The sequence below is a fragment of the Dictyobacter aurantiacus genome, from assembly GCF_003967515.1.
Taxonomy (GTDB): Bacteria; Chloroflexota; Ktedonobacteria; order Ktedonobacterales; family Ktedonobacteraceae; genus Dictyobacter; species Dictyobacter aurantiacus.
Genome location: NZ_BIFQ01000001.1, coordinates 322485 through 341031, shown reverse-complemented (window position 1 = coordinate 341031; position 18547 = coordinate 322485). Strand labels below are relative to the sequence as shown.

Here is an 18547-nt window from a genome sequence, read left to right as displayed (position 1 = left end):
CGCATACAATAAAATGAGACTCTTTGAACCTGCATGAAACTATCGTTATAGCGGTGGCACAAAAGCATCAGGCACCGGTTGTCCCTCCTTAGTTATCTAGATTCACGTTCATCGACTAATAGCATAGAATCAAAGGAACATTTTATTTCGCGAACAAGCGTGTTGTTACCATCATCAAAATACGCGATCTCACCATTTTCCAGCAGGATACATAAGGATTGAGCATTGTGAGAACGGTTATACTGATATTGTGATTTTACTGCGTATATCCCATCGTGGGTGATAAAAACAGCACCCGGTCGTAGGGTTTTGAGAGGCACTTCACCGTGCATTATAATTTTCCCTCCATCTTTTTTCTAACCGCGACCCACTATCGTAGGATAGTAAGCCCTACTCCCATCGTGTTGGCGAATGTGAGCGCCCCACACGGGCGTCCCCCGGCGCGGCCGCACTGTTTTTTATGTTGGTGCATGGGATCCCATGCACCAACATAAAACTGGCTCCTGAGCACCGCAGGTACGAAAATATATGCAGGTTGCAGGCGATGACCATGAGCGTTAGACGGCTTTGTTAAGAGATAGCCTGGTGAAACATCTATGTATTAGATAGTTGTAATAATCAATAGTTTGGTTATGGTTCTATGACAATCTGGTCATTAAACTTAAGCATATGGGTTAAGAATAAATAATTGGGGTGTCCAATCGTTTATAATAGATAAGAAAAACGACGCGAGTCAGAGGAGCACACAGCATTATGCAGGGAAGTTCAAAGGACCTGGTCGGGAAGACGCTTGGAACCTGTACATTGGAGAAGTTGATCGGGAAGGGTGGTATGGGAGCGGTCTACCTGGCACGGCAGCAGCGTCCGATCCGCCAGGTAGCGGTTAAGGTACTTCATTCGTACCTGGGCGGCAACGATGGGGAGTTTTCACAGGAATTTCTGACACGTTTTCGTCGCGAAGCAGATGTGGTAGCCCGGTTGGAGCATATGAATATCATGCCGCTGTATGAATACGGTGAGCAGGATGGTCTTGCATACCTGGTGATGCCGTATCTGACCGGTGGCAGCCTGAGCGAGCGGCTGAAGAGGCAAGGGGTATTGCTGCTGAGAGATGTCGTTTCCTATATGGATCAGGCGGCATCGGCATTGGATTACGCCCATGCGCAAGGGGTGATCCATCGTGACCTGAAGCCAGCGAATTTTCTTCTACATGCGGATGGACGCCTGGTGCTCACCGATTTTGGAATCGCGCGCTTTGCTGATGATGTTGTGCCTGGCGCGACCTTAACCAGGACCGGTGTGACGCTAGGGACGCCCGAGTACATGGCGCCCGAGATGGCACTGGGCGAGGCGATCGATTATCGGGCTGATATTTATGAACTGGGGGTGGTGCTCTATACGCTCCTGAGTGGCCATGTGCCTTTTACCGGTTCCAGTTCACTGGCTGTGATTACGCGTCATTTGCAAGAGACGCTACCCCTTTTACATCAAGCGCACCCTGAAATTCCCGCAGGTGTAGACGCGGTCATCCAGAAAGCGACCGCCAAAGATCGTACGCAGCGTTATGCCTCAGCCCATGATATGGCCCGGGCTCTGCATGCCGCTATTGAGCAGCCGAACGGCTATCAGGTACGGGGAGAAGATGCGCTACCAACCGTAATACAGCCCGGTGGAGCGCCAACGATACTGGCAGCAAATACGTCCCCCTCTGGCATCGGCATCTCTGACTCTACACCGACTACGAATGCGTCTGCTATGAATTATGGATCATTTAGCGAGCGGCCTAGCAATACACCCACCCCCGTGTTTCTGCCGCCATCGCCACCGCAGCCAGCACCCGCGCCGCAGAAATCGCAGGGGCCATGGTGGCTCGTACCACTCCTGGTGATCTGTGCTGTGGTACTGGTGCTGGCGGGAATCATTACTGGTACCCAGCTATTTAAAAATAAAGCCGCGACTGGCGTGACGGGAACTCCCACAGCCCAGGCAACACCCACGAGTGGACCAACCGCCAAGCCAACCGTCGCGCCAACCGCTACTCCGGCTCCCAGGCCTACGACCGTCCCAACGCAGGCTCCTCCGGCTACTGGCAACGTGCCCACTGGACCATTGCTCTATTCTACAACCAGTCCTGGTCCGGCCTGCGATTCAGGCAGTGGTACCTGGACGATTTACAATGGCGCGAACATCGACTGCCAGGGCAACGGTACACAGATTACCAATACCGCGACCTCTCAAGTTCTGCAGGGCGTTTTTCTGACCGCCTTGCCGGGTAAAAATTATCCCAATGACTATGTGCTCGAAGTCAACGTGCAGCAAGCGCAGAGCTCCAATAGTAGCTTTGGCCTTTACTTTCGCAACCAGCCTGGCAACCAGCAGGGAACCTATACCTTTCTGATCGCGCCCGATGGTAGCTGGCAGGCGACCGTCTATGATAACGCGACCGGAGCGCCCAAAGTACTTTCTAAAGGGACCTTCGGCGATATCCACGCCGCCAGCAAGCTCGCGGTTGTCGTCAAGGGATCGCAGTTTAACTTTTATGCCAACGGCAAAGCGTTGGGCAGTGTCAGTGATGCTACGTACGGTGGTGGCACGGCCGGCCTGGCTGTTGACCAGGGAGGGACTATTACCGTCAGCAACTTTGCTATGTATGCTACCGCCTGAACGCGCCAGAAAGCCGTAGGTTTCGCATCTGCACCACCTCCTACATAATAGAGCGGTTAAGGTATTTTCTTGACTTTGGTGGTGATGGTCGATATACTCTTGTACAGATAAATATGTTAACAGTGTCTTTACCGGGTGGCCTGGATAGGATCCAGGCAGAATAGGGAAGTCGGTGAAAATCCGACGCAGTCGCGCTACTGTCATCGGCGAGCGGTTCATATATTTTCTCCACCATCGTAGTCACTGTCCCTGCGTATGCTGAAGGGGATGGGAAGGCCAGTGTCAACCGCGTCAATAGTCGTAAGCCAGGAGACCTGCCCGGTGAGAGGCTCACGTTCCTTCGCGTCAAAGGAGTGAACCACCAGGATGAATTACGATGTGCGAGTCGCGCAAAGCTTTCCTCCCCGTCAGTTCTGGCAGATGCCTCTCCTTCTGACTGCTACAAAAACACCTGGATGAGCGGTTAGACATGAAAACAGTAACGCGTCCAACTCGGACAGCTCCGGGTTCTGAGCGGCCACAGCAACGTCGTATCGCGCCACCATTTGTACTTGGCGGCCTGGGGATATTGCTGCTTATCGTGATGCTGATCTCGATAAGCTTTGGCTCTATTCCTGTACCTGTACCGACGATTGTACAAATTTTGCTGAACAGCACGGGCCTGTTCCATTTTCCGGTGCGCTGGGATCCGTCACTGGAGATCATTATCGTGCAGGTGCGCCTACCGGTAGTGGTTAGCGCGGTCCTGGTTGGAGCAGCCCTGGCGGTGGCGGGAACGCTCTTTCAAGGTATGTTGCGCAATCCGCTGGCTGATCCCTACCTGATGGGAACCTCATCGGGAGCAGCTTTGGGAGCAACGATCGCCTTTGTGTTACCTTTTGATACTGTCTATGGAAACTTTTTTCCCTTGACGCCATTGCTGGCCTTTGGCGGGGCCGTTCTGACGGTTGTATTTGTCTACGCCATGGCACGTTCAGATGGGCGCACCCCGGTGATCATGCTGCTGCTGGCCGGCGTTGTCGTCAATGCAGTTCTGACCGCCGTACAGACCCTGATTTTAAACCTCTGGCCCTCCAATGACTTTGGACGCCTGCTGGGCCTGTATAACTGGCTCTCGGGAGGAATCGCTATCGTCGGCTGGGGACCACTGGCCGTCGTCACAATCATTGTCCTGCTGGGATTGCTGGTCGCGTTCGCGCTGGCTCGCGTGCTGGATGTATTCGCGCTGGGAGAAGATGCGGCGGCCCACCTGGGATTGCATGTCGAGTGGATGCGCTTCCTGATCGTAGTAGTGGCCTCGCTCCTGACGGCGGCTGCGGTCTCTATCAGCGGTCTGATCGGTTTTGTTGGTCTGGTAACGCCGCATTTCATGCGCCTGCTGCTGGGACCGCGCCATCGCGCCCTGCTGCCAGCGGCGGCTCTGGGTGGCTCTATCTTTTTGACCCTGGCCGATCTGCTGGCGCGCACCATTCTGGCCCCAACCGTCATTCCCGTCGGCGTTTTTACCGCCCTCGTGGGTGCCCCGTTCTTCTTATTTCTATTGCGCAGCAGTAAGCGAGAGTATAAATGGTAGACAGGTCCATACCGGTACTGGAAGTACAAGAAGTTGCCTTTGGTTATAAACAACAGGCCTTGCTATACGATGTCTCTCTCGCCATCCAGGCGGGAGAGATGGTTGGCCTGCTGGGACCCAATGGCTCGGGCAAGACCACCCTGCTGCGTTTGCTGAGTGGTGTCCTGCAGCCACACCAGGGACGGATTCTGCTGGAGGGTCGCGAACTGCGGCACTGGGGACGGCGTAAGGCCGCGCAGCGTATCGCCGTGGTGCCGCAGGAATTACACATGCCCTTCGCCTATACTGTAGCGCAGATGGTTGGTATGGGCCGTACCCCCTTTGTGTCTTCGTTCTGGGGCTCGGGAAATTCCGATGATCGCGAGATCATTCAGCAAGCGATGCGCGAGGCCGGGGTCGACACGCTGGCCGAACGGATCTTCAATGAATTGAGCGGTGGTGAACGCCAGCGCGTTACGATTGCCATGGCCCTGGCCCAGCAACCGACTATCCTGCTGCTGGATGAGCCAACCTCGCACCTGGATATCAAGTATCAGATCGAGACGCTGGAACTGGTGCAGCATCTCAACCGCCAGCGTGGTATGACCGTTATCGCTGCTATGCACGATCTTAACCTGGCTTCGCGCTATTTCTCTCGGCTGCTGCTCTTCCAGCGCGGTATCGTGGCCGATGCCACGCCGGCCGAGGTATTGGAACCGGGACTGCTCAGCCGTGTCTACGGCATCGATGTACAGGTGGGTATCCTGCGTGGCGCCGAACACCTGAGCGTCCTACCACCCAGTCGAGATGCTCTCCCCTTGAAAAGCAACAAACCTGCATCTCGTGTCCATCTCATTGCCGGTGGGGGATCGGGTGAACTGGTGATGCGCGCCCTGGCCGACGCCCATATTCCATTTAGCGCTGGTGCGTTGAATATTGGAGACAGCGATCACACCCTGGCTCTGCGGCTGGCCGAAGATGTGATTACAGAGCAGCCCTATACGCCGATCTCCGCCAGTGTGTTGGAGCAGGTACGGCAACGCTTACAGCAGGTTGATCTCTTAATTCTGTGTCCAGCCGCGATTGGGCCAGGGAACCTGCCGCTGTTTCAGGAAGCTCTGCGGGCAGCCAGACACGGTCTGCGCGTGATTCTGGTCGCGGCTCCTCTGCAGACCACCTGCGCCCCTGACGCGATTTCTGATAGTCATAAAGAGGGCGTAGCGCAATTATTGCAGCTCTTTGCCGCGCGCGACTATACCGGTGGTGACGGACTACGCTGCCTACAACAGCTCATGCAGGCTGGAGCGATTAGCGTTGATTCGACCGCCGCTCTTCTTGAAGAGACGCGCAAGCATATCGCGTATGCCTTTGATTGAATAAATTGTTGTATGATGAAGATCAGGCATTACGAAAGGAGTCTGTTTTTATCATGACAACAATGAAGGGTGTCGTTTTACCGGGAAATCGGCGAGTCGAGATGCGCGATTTTGAGGTTCCGAAGCCGGGGCATGGGCAGGTGCTGGTACGCATGAAGGCATCATCCCTGTGTGGTAGTGATCTGCGCGCCATCTATCGTCCCACGGATCAGGGTGTAGGGCCTGAAGCCTATAAAGGGGTGATCGCCGGCCATGAGCCGTGCGGCATCATTGAGAAAGTGGGAGCGGGAGTGCAGCGCTTCAAGGCGGGTGATCGGGTGGTGCTCTATCATATTGCCGGCTGTGGTGTCTGTCATAATTGCCGTAGCGGCTGGATGATCAGCTGTACGCAAGAGCAAAATGGACGGGCCGCTTATGGCTGGCAGCGCAATGGTGGACATGCTGATTTCTTGCTAGCCGAGGAACGTACCCTGGTCGCCCTGCCTGATGAACTGACATATCTTGACGGGGCCATGGTGGCATGTGGAGTCGGCACGGCTTACGCGGCCTGTGTGCGCGCCGGCGTTTCGGGCCGGGACGCGGTGCTTGTCACTGGACTTGGTCCGGTAGGTCTGGGTGTGGCCCTGCTCTGCCAGGCAATGGGGGCGCGTGTTGTTGGCGTGGAGTACATGCCCGAGCGTCGGGAACTGGCCCGCCAATTAGGTATCGCGGAGGTTGTGGGTCCGGAAGAGGGGCATGCGGTGTTGGAGCAGTTGCAGACCAAAACCAACGACGAAGGATTTGAGGTCGCGATCGACTGTTCCGGCAACGCCGATGCGCGCCACCTGTGCCTGGAGGCCGCTCGCGAGTGGGGCCGCGTCGTCTATGTGGGAGAAGGGGGGACCGTCTCCTTTGCGCCCAGCCCGCTCTTGATCCACAAACAGCTTAGCCTCTTTGGTTCCTGGGTCTGTAGTATCCAGCAAATGGAAGAGCTGGTCGAGCACCTGGTACGCTGGAAGCTGCATCCCGACATCATGGTCACCCATCGCTTTACCCTGGACCAGGCGCGCGAAGCCTACGAAACCTTTGATAGTGGCAAGACCGGCAAGGTCGCCATTGTCTGGGAATAAAGTCGGGTGTACTTTATCTGCGATGAGGCAGCGCAGCCCAGGTCCGGGCTGCGCGCATGTTTGTTTATAGTACGGTCAACAGTTCAGGAGCGCCATCGGTGATGGCCAGACTATGTTCGTACTGGGCTGAGCGCTTGCGGTCAGCGGTCACAATGGTCCAGCGGTCGGCCAGGGTTTCGGTTTTATAGGTGCCAACGTTGATCATTGGCTCAATCGTGAAGACCATACCCTTCTGAATACGCTTATTGGTGCCGGGACGGCCAAAGTGAGGGACATTGGGATCTTCATGCAGTGAGCGTCCTACGCCGTGTCCTACCAGGTCGCGCACAACGGAGAACCCGTGGGATTCCGCGTAGGTCTGGATGGCCGCTCCGATATCACCCAGGTGATTGCCGTGGCGCGCCTGTTCAATGCCCAGTTCCATACTCTTGCGAGTGACCTCCATCAGGCGCTGTGATTCCTCATCGACGTTGCCGACGGCATAGGTCATGCAGGAATCTCCGACCCAGCCATTGAGGATGACACCAATATCGACACCAATGATATCTCCATCCTGCAGCACCTGTTTGTCGCTGGGGATACCGTGACAGATTACCTCGTTGACTGAAGCGCAGATCGTGCCGGGAAATGGTGGAATAGCGGGCCGCCCGTTGCCGCCGGGATGACCACCATATCCTTTATATATTGGAGTAGCATTGTGACTGCGGATAAAATCCTCCGCAATCTTGTCTAGTTCGGCCGTGGTTGTACCAGGTTTTACATAGGGGCGAAGCACTTCAAACGTCTGGGCAACCAGGCGTCCCGCTTCGCGTAATTTATCGATCTCTTTGCGAGATTTGAGTAAAATTGCCATATTATCCTCTTTTTACATGGAAAGCGGGTCACGCGTATGATGATTTCTGGGTTGCGTCCCTGTCATATTCTGAATATTGCCGTGATTTCTCACGCTCTGGCGGGAACTCCCAGTTCAGAAGATCATCGGTGGTGACCCGAAAATAGCGGCTAAAGTACGTGAGGAGATGATCAATCGTCGTATAGTCGATACGCTGGCTCTTTCCCGTGTGCAGAGCCGCGAGCACACTTAATGATACTCCGCTCTCATCGGCAAGCCGACGCAAACTCAACGCGGGTTCGCCCAGCCTGGCTCGCTCAACATTTGCTCTAGCCAGCATCAGACGTAGTTGGCAAGAAATGGTCATGATCAGCACCTCGATTTTCTCAATTCGACTTTCTCTGTATTCAGTATAGCAAATTATGTTGTGACATGTCAACACAATGTATGGGTTTGTCTGCACACTATTAGCATACGTGAGCGTTCCCACACGGGCGTCCGCACAGTTCTAAGAGGTGGTACATCGTGGGCGTATCCGCGCCCACGATGTACCACCTCTTAGAACTGTGCGGACGGTATATATTTTCATACTTGAAGCGTGCGAATGTCATTTTTATATTGGTGCGTCAGGGACGCAAATGCGCCTCTGATGCATGATGCACCAATATAAAAATTGGCGGCATCCAGGTACCTCAACAAGAGGAGAGTATCCCGTCTCTATCATAGGAGGCTTGCAATCCCGAGCGCTTACTCGTATACTTTCACCAAGCCTGAGAAGACAGTGTATATGCCTGTGCTTTTTGTATGTAAATACCACCAAAAAAGCTATTGTTTGAACTATTTAAAGGGGTGTCTATGAGCGATTCAGCAAAGGTAACCGCGACCCTGCGCCTGCCCTCCACATTGAGTGCCTATAGCGGAGGCAAGAGCCAGATCACAGTTGAAGCAGAGACGGTTGAGCAACTGTTGAACGCTTTACATAAAGAACATCCTCTCGTCTGGGAGCGCCTCTGCACCGAACAGGGTGCTATTCGCGAACATGTCAGAATCTTTGTGAATAACCAGCTTATCAGCGGCAATGAAGGCCTGAAGACCGTACTGAGTCCGGGACAAGAAGTGATCGTCCTTCCGACAACGTTCAACGCCTGATGCTATTTCTAGAAAAGCGTGTGCAGTTTTCAAGAAACTCTAAAAGACTCAACTATGAAGAACGTCCATGGTATACTTAAAAAGTATTTTTCTATGGTTGTATTTTTCTGGCTAGAGTTGGACATGCTATGACACTCAAATCACAAAGAGATGCAACACCGCGAGCTACGGCTGCTGATCAAACGGCGGTCAGCAAAGTGCCAGGCCAGTGGAGCGTATTGCGCAATCGCAATTTCGCTCTCTTTTTTTGGGGGGAACTGCTTTCCTCGACTGGTACCCAGATGCAGGTCGTTGCTGTCTCATGGCAGGTTTACCAGTTAACGCACTCGGCGGTCATGCTGGGTGTTATCGGGTTATTGCAGGCCATTCCACGGCTTATCTTCTCACTGGTTGGTGGAGTGCTGGCTGATACTTTTGATCGTCGTAAACTGCTATTGATCGTCGAGGTGATTCTGGCGACTGCCTCAGCGATTCTGGCTCTCTCGACGGCATTTAAGATCATTAATATCGCTATTTTTTGCGGTGTGGTACTGATTTCAGCCACCGTCTCGGCCTTTGAATTTCCCTCGCGGCAATCGATGATCCCTTCGCTGGTGCCTCCTGAACAGATAGCAAATGCCGTCTCGCTCAATACCGTTATGATGCAGGTAACGATGATTGGTGGCTCCACGTTAGGTGGACTGGCCATTGCCCAGATTGGTGTCGTGAACACCTACTGGTTGGATGTTTTTTCGTATTGTATCGTCATCGTTTCATTATTGTTGATGGTTGTCCCGCGTATTCCATTGGAGAAGCGTGCTCAGGCTGGCTGGGGCGGTATGCGCGATGGGCTTCGTTTTCTGCGCACCCATCCACTTCTGCTGGCGGTTCTCTCGTTGGATTTCTTTGCTACCCTCTTTGGTTCGCCGAAAGCGCTGCTACCCGTTTATGCCAGCGATATTTTACATGTCGGGCCGCAGGGTCTGGGTATCTTACTCGGCTCTATTTCCTTTGGTGCTGTGGCTCTGACGCCGTTGACGGGAAAGATCAGTCGCATCGCCCGTCAGGGCATGGGTGTTGTGCTGGCAATCATGGGTTGGGGAATCTGCATCATTCTATTTGGAATTGCGCCTGGACCGCTGTGGCTGTCTGCTCTGTTACTGGCTGGGGCCGGGGCCGCCGATATGGTCAGTATGGTGTTGCGTCACCTGTTGGTGCAATTGACAACCCCTGATGAGTTCCGTGGCCGTATGGGAGCTGTAACGGCGATGTTCGTGGTCGGGGGACCCATGCTTGGACAATTTGAGTCCGGCCTGGTGGCCGGTTTAACCACAACGCAGTTTTCGGTTATCAGTGGTGGGATCGCCTGTATGGTTTCTACCCTGATTATCGTTGCCCTGGTCCCGAGCCTGTTCAAAGCCAGGATCAGCACCGCCACCTAAGGTTCCGGGTGGCCGTTGGGGTGCAGCACGTTTAAGCGCAGCTGTCCCGCCTGTTGGGTGGAGGACTGGCAATTGGTGAGCACACAATTGATACAATCCGACAGGTTGGGACAGTTGCAGCGCATCCCCTGGATCAGCATATGTTTGATATGCGTCGCCTGCCGTATCAAGGCATCAACTTCAGTCAGCTTCTGTCGGGCCACGTTCTGCCAGTAATCTGCCAGCGGCGTCTCCTCTCCCCGCTGTTCAAAGAGAAACTGAATCTCGGTGAGCGAGAATCCCAGTTTCTGCGCTATCTGAATAAAAGCCAGGTGATCTAATACCGCTGGATCATAGCGCCGTTGTCCGCTGATGCGCCGTGGGGCCGGTAAGACATTGATGCTCTCATAATAGCGAATCGCAGATGGGCGCAGACCGGCCTTTGCCGCGACCTGGCTAATCGTCAGTTCTTCCATTTAGAAAATAGTCCTTTACGTGGGCTTGACTTCAAGTTAACTTGAACATGTACACTGCTGTTATTGTAGACTTTGTACGCTGAAGTCGCAAGTATCATGAGAGTTATCGTACGTGAAAAGGAAAAAAGCTATGCAGGTACATGATGTTATTGGCGCGCATGAGAATCTGTTTGTGGTTGGAGACCAGGATTTCGTGGAGAAGGTACTTCAGTCCTCTCAACCTGTGATTGTTGATTTCTGGGCGACATGGTGCCCTCCATGCCGCAATCTGGACCCGGTCTATCAGCAACTCAGCGAGCAGTTCGCGGGTAAGCTCCGCTTTGCCAGGCTTGATTGCGATCAGCATACCCGCATTCCATCTGCTTACCACGTGCAAGGAATGCCGACCCTGATCGTTTTCCATCACGGGCAGGAGATCGCTCGCTACATCGGGCCCCAGCCTCGGCGCCTGCAGCACCTGATCGACCAGACCCTGGCCGAACATGGTTGCGCTTGATCCGCGGGTTATGCTTTATGAGGCTGTTCCATTAATGGCATAGACGGTGAATTATACTGAACTGGTGAAGATGACCCGGGATATGTCAATCTTCACCAGAAGCGTCGTAATTATACTTCCTACCTATAAACATCGTAGTACATCAGTGACATGTATCAGATACTGGTGTATCGCGGCAAGGTCAGGGATTACTGATCTGTAGGGCGTGCATCTCTCCGGTACTCACAAAGATCATTCCCTGTTCGGCAGCCGGTCGATTGATGCGACCCCGACCGATCTTCGACGTAAAGAGGATGTGGCCATTGTGGCTATCGATAGCATAGAGCTCGCGTCCAAAGGTACTGACATAGACGATATTGTTATCAGCGATCACTGGAGCTGATTCAATTTCATGTCTCAGATGAGCGACCCAGAGGATCTTGCCATTGGTTGTATCGATGGCGTGTAGCTTTGTGTTGGCTGAGTCACCGACAAAGCCTCCATGTGAGCCAACATAGGCGACGCCATTTCTAAGGATCAGGTCACCCGAGATCTGGATATCGAGTCGGGTCGCCCAGACGCGCTGCTGTTTCTGCATGTCCATGGCGTAAAGTTCGCCATCGGCGAAGCAGAGGCAATTAATGCCTGTAACGGTCGTCTCGGCTGCCAGGATCTCCCCCATATCGGCGTACGTCTCCAGCTTTTGCCCGGTCAAAGCATCCAGTTCATAGCAAATGCCACGCTCTGTAATCAGATACATATGGCCACTGGCGATAACAGGACGGTGAGCCAGCCCGGCCTTGACCGTGACGGCCCATATCTCGCGTCCACTATTGGCGTCGAGGGCGTAGACGGCATGATCTGGATAGGCATAGACGATGTCGTTGGCGACCGTTGGCCGCACTTTAATAAATTCATCGGTAGGGAAGGACCAGCGCACCTCTCCTGAGGCGGCATCCACTGCGTAGATCTCACCAGGTAGATTAATATTGCCGGTACAGACGTAGACGATCCCGTTGGAAATGACAGGCGCATCATAAATGCCATAGTGTGTGTTTACTGCCCATAGCTGCTGTCCCGTCAGCGCATCCAGTGCGCGCAACTGATTGGCCTCTTTATGGGGATTATCAACGTTGGTGGTGTAAGTTCCCGCATAGACCACGCTGTTAAGCACCGCAGGCTCCGAATAATAGGTATGATCCAGCCCCGTTGTAACAGACCAGGCCAGCGTCGTACGCGCGGGATTGCTACTCGTGTTGCGCCCCTGTGAACGTTGCGCCCGATTCGCGATCGGCGTCTGCGCCGGAGGACGAAGAGAGCTCTGTCCCAGGCCACCGCTGCCTTCAGCCTGGGTGCGATGTGGATCAGGCAGTGGGTTGAGTCGCTTCACCGGGGTTTTTTGCATGGACGGTGGAGATACCGGAGGCGGCGATTGCAGCGGTGGGAGTGGCGTACTCTCGGTTATTGGCAACCCGAAAGCTTCCCGCAAAGCGATCACAAAATCGGCCACATTCTCAAAACGATCATCGCGCTCTTTTGCCAGTGCTTTTAAAATGACTTCCTCGATCGAGGGTGGAATATTCGGGTTCAGTTCGCTGGGCAGGACAGGTTGCTCATAGATATGCTTGTAACCGATAGTATAGGGGTCATCAGCCACAAAGAGCTGCTGTCCCGTCAGCAGTTCATAAGCCACACATCCCAGTGCATACTGATCGCTTTTCTTACTGATCTTCCCCTTAAACTGCTCTGGCGACATATAAGGAGGGGTCCCGATCTCATCCACGCGGCGCGTTTTCTGAACCTGGATGGCGATACCAAAATCGGCCAGCACCGTATCCCCTTCGGCATTGAACAGGATATTAGCCGGTTTTAAATCCCGGTGGACGATATCCAGATCATGGGCGTGCTGTAGAGCCTGCCCCACCTGGTTAAGGATGTGCATCGCATCCATTAATGGCATGGGAGAGCCATTGAGAGCATCTAAGCGATCGCGCAAAGATCCGCCAGGGGCGTACTCCGCCACAAAAAAGGGATAGCCCTCGTACAGATTGGCATCGATTATGGGAAGAATATTGGGATGGGTCAATTTATCAAGGATCACCGCCTCCTGGAAAAAACGGTCGATTTCCTCCTGAGTATTCAAGGTTGTATTTAAGACCTTGACCGCTACTGGAGGCTTATGTTCCAGCAGAAAGTGCCTGCCCAGGTAGACGCTGCCAAAGGCCCCGTGACCCAATACCTCCACGAGGACATAACTGCCGAGCTGGCTACCTAATAATTTATCGTTCACCATGCGCATCCTTTGAATGAGAGGCCGTATTGTGAGTATGTCATCATCTCAACTGAAATTATATCCGATTTATAGGCAATGCATAAGGGGGAGAAGCGCGAGAATAGACATTTTGTTTGGCACTGGCTAAAGATAGCCTTGGATCGCCCTCCGGTTTAAGATTTTTTTTGCCTCTAAGAATGTGTCTACTTCCATCGACCTGATTGCCCGTGCTCGCCCCACACGCGCGGCGGCTGCGTAGCCGCCGCGCGTGTGGGGCATATGAGTGCCCCCAGAGTGACGGAAGATCGACTTTGTACATTTTTCATTCTTTGAGCTAAGGAAGGATCTGGATCATCGTATTCTGGGAGCTTATTTTGCTACTTTTGTACAAAGTCGAGCTAAGAGCGTGTCTGACTCTCATGATGATGGCCTGCGGCCTGCATGGGGTTTCGCACCTGCGGCGCTCAGGATTCCATTGTGTGTTCGTGCATGGGGCGCGCTGATGCGCGCCCCATGCACCTCCAACATGACGGAAGCCAGACACGTTCTAAATGAGATAGATACCTGGGTATTTTGGGGGAGATTACTCCCAAAATGTGGTTGATAAGATATAGTAAGAGACTATGGGGAGAAAAAGTTATTGATGATATTTGATGTGACTACTGTTTGAAGATATGCTGATGGAGAAGGAAGTTTCGGAACATTTCTGCTGTGAATGTTTATCCGAGGCCTCCTTGCCTCATAGGGAGGTTTCCTTCCTATGAAACGAATTATACAAGCTTCAGCTTGAGATTGTAATGTGCAGATTAACTATGGATTTGTATGCATAGTGTTGAATTTATCAATATATAATCTTTCGTCAATGCTGGCTACATACAGGCCACAAGCGCGCCCAATAGCCAACGTGGGTTTATTCATATAGAGACGTTGACACCTTGTGATGCTGTTTTTATACTAGGGGAATAGCAAACCTGATGTACAATTAGATGGGCGGCGTAGCGGCTGGCTCACTGCGCATCGCTACTGGTCGTAGCATGTGGTACACGGTACAGCGCATACCATACGTATATATGTGGATGCGGAGAAGGGATGGTACCATCCATGGCGTTTACGCAAGACGAACTACAATCGCTAAATACTATTCTCGAACAAAAGCTTGCAACGCAGCGACACGAACTGGAGCGAACTTTTGATCTGCGCCTGCAGGGGTTGAGACGCGATTTTGAGCAGCGGATAGCAACGGTGAAGAGTGATGTATTGAGCACCATATCTCAACGCCTCATTGACCAACATGCCCGGACACGTGAGATGCTGGTGCAAAATTTTGAAGCTCAGCATGCCCGGCTTGTCGAGTCCGTTGAGCAGAGTTTAGAGTTGCAGCAGCAGGAGCAGCAACGACGCCTGGAAGCCTCGATAGAGCGTCCTCTTGCCGCCCAGTTATTAGCCATCGAGCAGATCATTCATCAGCGCCTACCTTCTCTCATTCCATCCACAGAGTTTTTCCCCGATGATATAGAGGAAGGGCAGGCCCAGTTTGATACTATTGAGGTGCAGACCGAAATTCCCTGGGATGAACTGGCGACGCTGGTTGATCATGCGCTGGAAGAACGCATATCCGTGTTGCAGGAAAGCATACTGACGGCAGTGAAGGATCTGCAACAGTCGCTTATTACACATATGCCTACTGCTCCCAGCACATCAGCGCAGGGTAATGCCTCCCCGTCAGCAAATAGCGCGAGCGGTGCTCAGCCCACCGCCGATGCTACGAAAAACATTGAGCGCCTGGAGCATCTCATTGAGGCGATGCAGGTTGCAATGACCGCCAATAGTTCGTTGATCTCAAATCGGCTCTATCATCACCAGCAACTGCCCCTGGAGCGTGCTCATCCGACACAGAACGGTGTGCACCGCCCTTCCGCCCTGCATAGTTTTCATTCCCCGCGCACTCGATCAACAATGAGCGAATCCAGCGGTACAGATGAATAAGGCTGTGCTTTTTCTCTCTATGGTTGTACTGGGACTTGTAGCGCTTGTCACGTAACAACATGCTCAGATTAAGTATTGACGGGAACCTGCCTTTCAATTATAATGTCTGTCCGTTCTGCGTCATGCACCCTTGTTGATGCCATACCACTTGATAGTCCTGTTATCTGTGTCTGTAAAAGCTTTTTGACCACTGATTCCCATCTTTTGTTTCGTGTTGCCCTGATGTTGATTTCGGCTATCTGTGCATGTATCTGGAAGGGCATAGCGGCAAGGAACGGCTGCACAGGGTAGTTTTGCACCATCCTGCGTAAGTGCATATGGAGAACTAGTCTGGACCAGGGTCTGTTGAGGATTCCTGGTTTATTCTGCTGTTTGCAGTTTTGATGAGGGATAAGGTGATGCTACGGTTTTATCTGGAAGTGGCGCGTACGGCCTTTCGCCGCCAGCTCATCTATCGGTGGGCTAATCTGGCAGGGCTGAGTGCCAACGTTTTTTTCGCCATCATTTTTAGCTACGTCATTATTGCGCTTTATCATGCTCGTCCCGCTGTAGCTGGTTATGATGTACGCGATACCTTGCGCTACAGCTGGCTGATGCAGGCCTTGCTGATGATCGTGCTCCCATTTAGCTGGAACGATTTAATGCAAACCATCCGTACTGGAGACGTGGTCTCCGATCTAAGTAAACCCTGCGATTTTTACATCTACTGGTTTAGTCGTGAAATGGGGCGCAATGTTTACTACATGCTCTTTCGCGGTCTGCCCACTTACGCGGTGGGTATGCTACTGTTTCAACTTGGAATTCCCTTAAGCTGGCAATCCTGGCTCGTCTTTGCCCTGGTTCTGCCCGTAGGATCGATGCTTGGCATAGCGTACCGAATTCTCTATAACGTGGTGGCTTTTTGGATCATTGAGGCACGCGCTATGATGACGTTCGCCATTACCATCGCCCAGTTTCTGACCGGTATGTATGTACCTATTCCTCTGTTGCCTGCGTGGCTGCAAGGCATCGTCGACTGGTTGCCTTTTCATGGCTTTATGGATCTACCTGTGGAGGTATTGTTGGGAAAGATCGCGGGCGGGGTACTTGCCTTCGATGTGCTGCGACAGCTTGGCTGGTTGTTGGTTCTCACGCTGGGTGTGCAACTATTAACCGGTGTGGCGAAGCAGCGCGTGATTGCCCAGGGAGGTTAAGGACAGATGCTACTACAGAATACCTGGAGCGATCTCCATCTCTACTGGCGGCTGATCGCCATTCAATTGAAATCCCAGACACAGTATAAGATGAATTTATTCCTGGACATCTCTACCTACCTGGGGGTGACGGGGCTGGAGTTTCTCTCCTTATTATTGTATTTCATTCCCTTTCCGACGTTGCTGGGCTGGCATGTGGGCGAGGTGGCCCTACTGGCCGCGATTATGTCGGTGAGCTTCGGGCTGTCTGAAATGATTGGCGCGGGCATCGACAATTTCTCCGTGCTGATCGTGCGTGGCGAATTTGATCGCGTCCTGCTGCGTCCCGTGAACGCCTTTATCCAGGTCATCGGAAGCGATTTTCGCCTGCGCCGCCTTGGGCGTATCACCCAGGGAGCCCTGGCCTTCACCCTGGCGCTGCATTTTTTGCCACCGCTCCATTGGAGTCCAGATAAGCTGATTGTGCTGGGTGTCAGTATCCTGAGCGGGACCGTCATCTTTACCTCAATCTTATTGTTGGGGGCGACCCTGTGCTTCTGGACGGTTGAGACCACTGAGGTGGTCAATATTCTGACATATGGCTCGCGCGAAATGCTCAGCTATCCGATCACCATCTATCATCAATTACTGCAGCGTTTCTTCCTTTTTATTGTACCTGTAGCTTTCGCCTCGTACGTGCCAACCTGCTACATCCTGGATCGGCCACTGCCCTTTGGCTTACCGCGTGCGCTGGCCTTTGCTTCTCCGCTGGCCGCGCTGGTCTTTGCGCTGATTGCGGGATGGGTATGGATTATTGGTGTTCATCACTATCAGAGCACCGGCAGTTAGTGAGCCTGGTATAGAGCAGAGAAAGGAATACCCCATGACGACCATGATTGAGGCTGAAGGTCTAAGCAAGGCATTTCGCATCGCCAAACGCCGTCCAGGCCTGCTGGGAGGTATACGTAGTATCGTCGATCCCGAGGTGCGTACCGTAGCGGCGGTGCAAGACCTGACGTTGCAGGTGCAGCAGGGCGAGATGATCGGTCTGGTAGGTCCCAATGGCGCGGGCAAAAGTACCACTATTAAGATGTTAACCGGGATTCTGATGCCCTCAGCAGGCCGGCTACGTGTCGCTGGTCTGTTACCGATCCGTCAGCGCCGCGAACTGGCAGGCTGTATCGGCGTGGTTTTTGGGCAGCGAACGCAGCTGTGGTGGGATCTGCCATTGCGGGACTCGCTACAGCTCTTGCGCCACCTTTATCGCGTGCCAGAGCAGCGCCACCAGCAGAATCTTAACCATCTACGCAAGATGCTGGACCTGGACGAGTTTATCGATACACCGGTGCGTCAGTTGTCTTTAGGTCAACGCATGCGCGGCGACCTGGTCGCCGCTTTGCTGCATGAGCCGGCATTGCTGTATCTTGATGAGCCCACCATAGGCCTGGATGTTGTGGCCAAGGCGCGCATTCGCGAGTTTCTGCTATCGTTGAATGCGGAACGTGGCACCACGGTCCTGATTACCACGCACGATATGGATGATATAGAAACACTTTGCCCCCGCATGTTGATTGTAGATCATGGGCGCAAGCTGTATGATGGAACGGTCGATGCCATTCGTGAGCGCTTTGGGGGTCAGCGCATCCTGGTGGCCGTGCTGGAGCCGAGTGAGGTCGCTACCCTGGCAAAGTTGCCCCGGGATGAAGCGGGGCTTCCTGTGCTGACCGATCTTCCGGCTGATGTGTATGTACAAAAGCTAGAGGGGCCACGGTTAGAATTGAGGTTTGGAGGGGCTGCGCCGCCGGCGCATGAATTAGTTGCCTGGTTAGGTGCCCGCTATCGTCTGCGCGACGTAACCTTCATGGAGCCGGAAATTGAAGATGTTATTCGGCGTATCTACGAAAAGAATCTTCTCCTCGCCGAGGATAACATCGCCGTCTAACGTCTCACCAGGATAACCTGTCCACGTCTATCGACGAAAAGAACCGGTCCATGCGGTATCTTCTATCTAGCTCTTTGTTGATGCTATAGAAGTTATGTATGGACCGGCCATGCAGGTAAAAATAAAGCATGTGTGAACTTTG

At 53.2% G+C, this 18547-nt stretch carries 16 protein-coding genes and 1 riboswitch; of the genes, 11 read left to right on the top strand and 5 right to left on the bottom strand.

Translation table 11 applies throughout. From position 1 onward, the window contains the following. Positions 1-92: 92 nt before the first annotated feature. Positions 93-332: a hypothetical protein gene (locus tag KTT_RS01420; protein ID WP_126594286.1), complete on the bottom strand. Its 240-nt coding sequence runs from the start codon at positions 330-332 to the stop codon at positions 93-95. 421 nt (positions 333-753) lie between these two features. Between KTT_RS01420 and KTT_RS01415 the strand changes: the two genes are divergently transcribed. The 4 genes from KTT_RS01415 to KTT_RS01400 all read left to right on the top strand — a co-directional run bounded on the left by KTT_RS01415 (position 754) and on the right by KTT_RS01400 (position 6701). Continuing rightward, positions 754-2664, top strand: coding sequence for a serine/threonine protein kinase (locus KTT_RS01415; protein ID WP_126594285.1), 1911 nt, complete (start codon positions 754-756; stop codon positions 2662-2664). Positions 2665-2780: 116 nt separating this feature from the next. Continuing rightward, positions 2781-3000: riboswitch (cobalamin riboswitch) on the top strand. Positions 3001-3133: 133 nt separating this feature from the next. Further along, entirely contained in the window at positions 3134-4237 is a 1104-nt protein-coding gene (locus KTT_RS01410; protein ID WP_218030805.1) for a FecCD family ABC transporter permease, read from the top strand. Beyond that, on the top strand, positions 4231-5592 hold the full coding sequence (locus tag KTT_RS01405; RefSeq protein ID WP_126594284.1) for an ABC transporter ATP-binding protein: 1362 nt from the start codon (positions 4231-4233) through the stop codon (positions 5590-5592). Before KTT_RS01410 ends, KTT_RS01405 begins: the two co-directional genes overlap by 7 nt. Positions 5593-5654: 62 nt before the next feature. Then, on the top strand, positions 5655-6701 hold the full coding sequence (locus tag KTT_RS01400; protein ID WP_126599338.1) for a zinc-dependent alcohol dehydrogenase family protein: 1047 nt from the start codon (positions 5655-5657) through the stop codon (positions 6699-6701). A gap of 64 nt (positions 6702-6765) precedes the next feature. On the opposite strand, the gene map is transcribed toward KTT_RS01400, so the two are convergent. Together map and KTT_RS01390 are read right to left on the bottom strand one after the other, a co-directional pair. Further along, on the bottom strand, positions 6766-7554 hold the full coding sequence (gene map, locus KTT_RS01395) for a type I methionyl aminopeptidase (RefSeq protein ID WP_126594283.1): 789 nt from the start codon (positions 7552-7554) through the stop codon (positions 6766-6768). 28 nt (positions 7555-7582) lie between these two features. Continuing rightward, positions 7583-7900 carry a helix-turn-helix domain-containing protein gene (locus KTT_RS01390; protein WP_235845568.1) on the bottom strand — a complete coding sequence of 106 codons (318 nt, stop codon included), beginning with the start codon at positions 7898-7900 and terminating at the stop codon, positions 7583-7585. 488 nt (positions 7901-8388) lie between these two features. On the opposite strand from KTT_RS01390, the gene KTT_RS01385 reads away from it, so the two are divergent. Both KTT_RS01385 and KTT_RS01380 read left to right on the top strand, forming a co-directional pair. Beyond that, positions 8389-8682: a MoaD/ThiS family protein gene (locus tag KTT_RS01385; protein ID WP_126594282.1), complete on the top strand. Its 294-nt coding sequence runs from the start codon at positions 8389-8391 to the stop codon at positions 8680-8682. Positions 8683-8810: 128 nt separating this feature from the next. Then, positions 8811-10103 carry an MFS transporter gene (locus KTT_RS01380; RefSeq protein WP_126594281.1) on the top strand — a complete coding sequence of 431 codons (1293 nt, stop codon included), beginning with the start codon at positions 8811-8813 and terminating at the stop codon, positions 10101-10103. Here KTT_RS01380 and KTT_RS01375 read toward each other — a convergent pair. Further along, the gene (locus KTT_RS01375) at positions 10100-10558 is read right to left on the bottom strand and encodes a MerR family transcriptional regulator (protein ID WP_126594280.1); all 459 of its coding nucleotides are present in this window, start codon (positions 10556-10558) and stop codon (positions 10100-10102) included. The two genes, KTT_RS01380 and KTT_RS01375, sit on opposite strands and share 4 nt — an antisense overlap. Before the next feature lie 130 nt (positions 10559-10688). Here KTT_RS01375 and trxA point away from each other — a divergent pair, with 130 nt between their 5' ends. Then, entirely contained in the window at positions 10689-11054 is a 366-nt protein-coding gene (trxA, locus tag KTT_RS01370; RefSeq protein ID WP_235845567.1) for a thioredoxin, read from the top strand. Between the two features lie 181 nt (positions 11055-11235). Here trxA and KTT_RS01365 read toward each other — a convergent pair whose 3' ends face one another. Next, positions 11236-13326 (bottom strand): serine/threonine-protein kinase, encoded by a 2091-nt coding sequence (locus KTT_RS01365; protein ID WP_160145570.1) that lies wholly within the window; start codon positions 13324-13326, stop codon positions 11236-11238. Between the two features lie 1080 nt (positions 13327-14406). Between KTT_RS01365 and KTT_RS01360 the strand changes: the two genes are divergently transcribed. The 4 genes from KTT_RS01360 to KTT_RS01345 all read left to right on the top strand — a co-directional run bounded on the left by KTT_RS01360 (position 14407) and on the right by KTT_RS01345 (position 18405). Beyond that, positions 14407-15291: a hypothetical protein gene (locus KTT_RS01360; protein ID WP_126594278.1), complete on the top strand. Its 885-nt coding sequence runs from the start codon at positions 14407-14409 to the stop codon at positions 15289-15291. A 398-nt stretch (positions 15292-15689) separates the two neighbouring features. Beyond that, a complete protein-coding gene (locus KTT_RS01355; protein ID WP_160145569.1) occupies positions 15690-16484 on the top strand; it encodes an ABC transporter permease in 795 nt (264 codons plus the stop codon). Positions 16485-16490: 6 nt separating this feature from the next. Next, a complete protein-coding gene (locus KTT_RS01350) occupies positions 16491-17312 on the top strand; it encodes an ABC transporter permease (protein ID WP_126594276.1) in 822 nt (273 codons plus the stop codon). A gap of 34 nt (positions 17313-17346) precedes the next feature. Next, entirely contained in the window at positions 17347-18405 is a 1059-nt protein-coding gene (locus KTT_RS01345) for an ABC transporter ATP-binding protein (RefSeq protein ID WP_126594275.1), read from the top strand. Positions 18406-18547 lie beyond the last annotated feature (142 nt).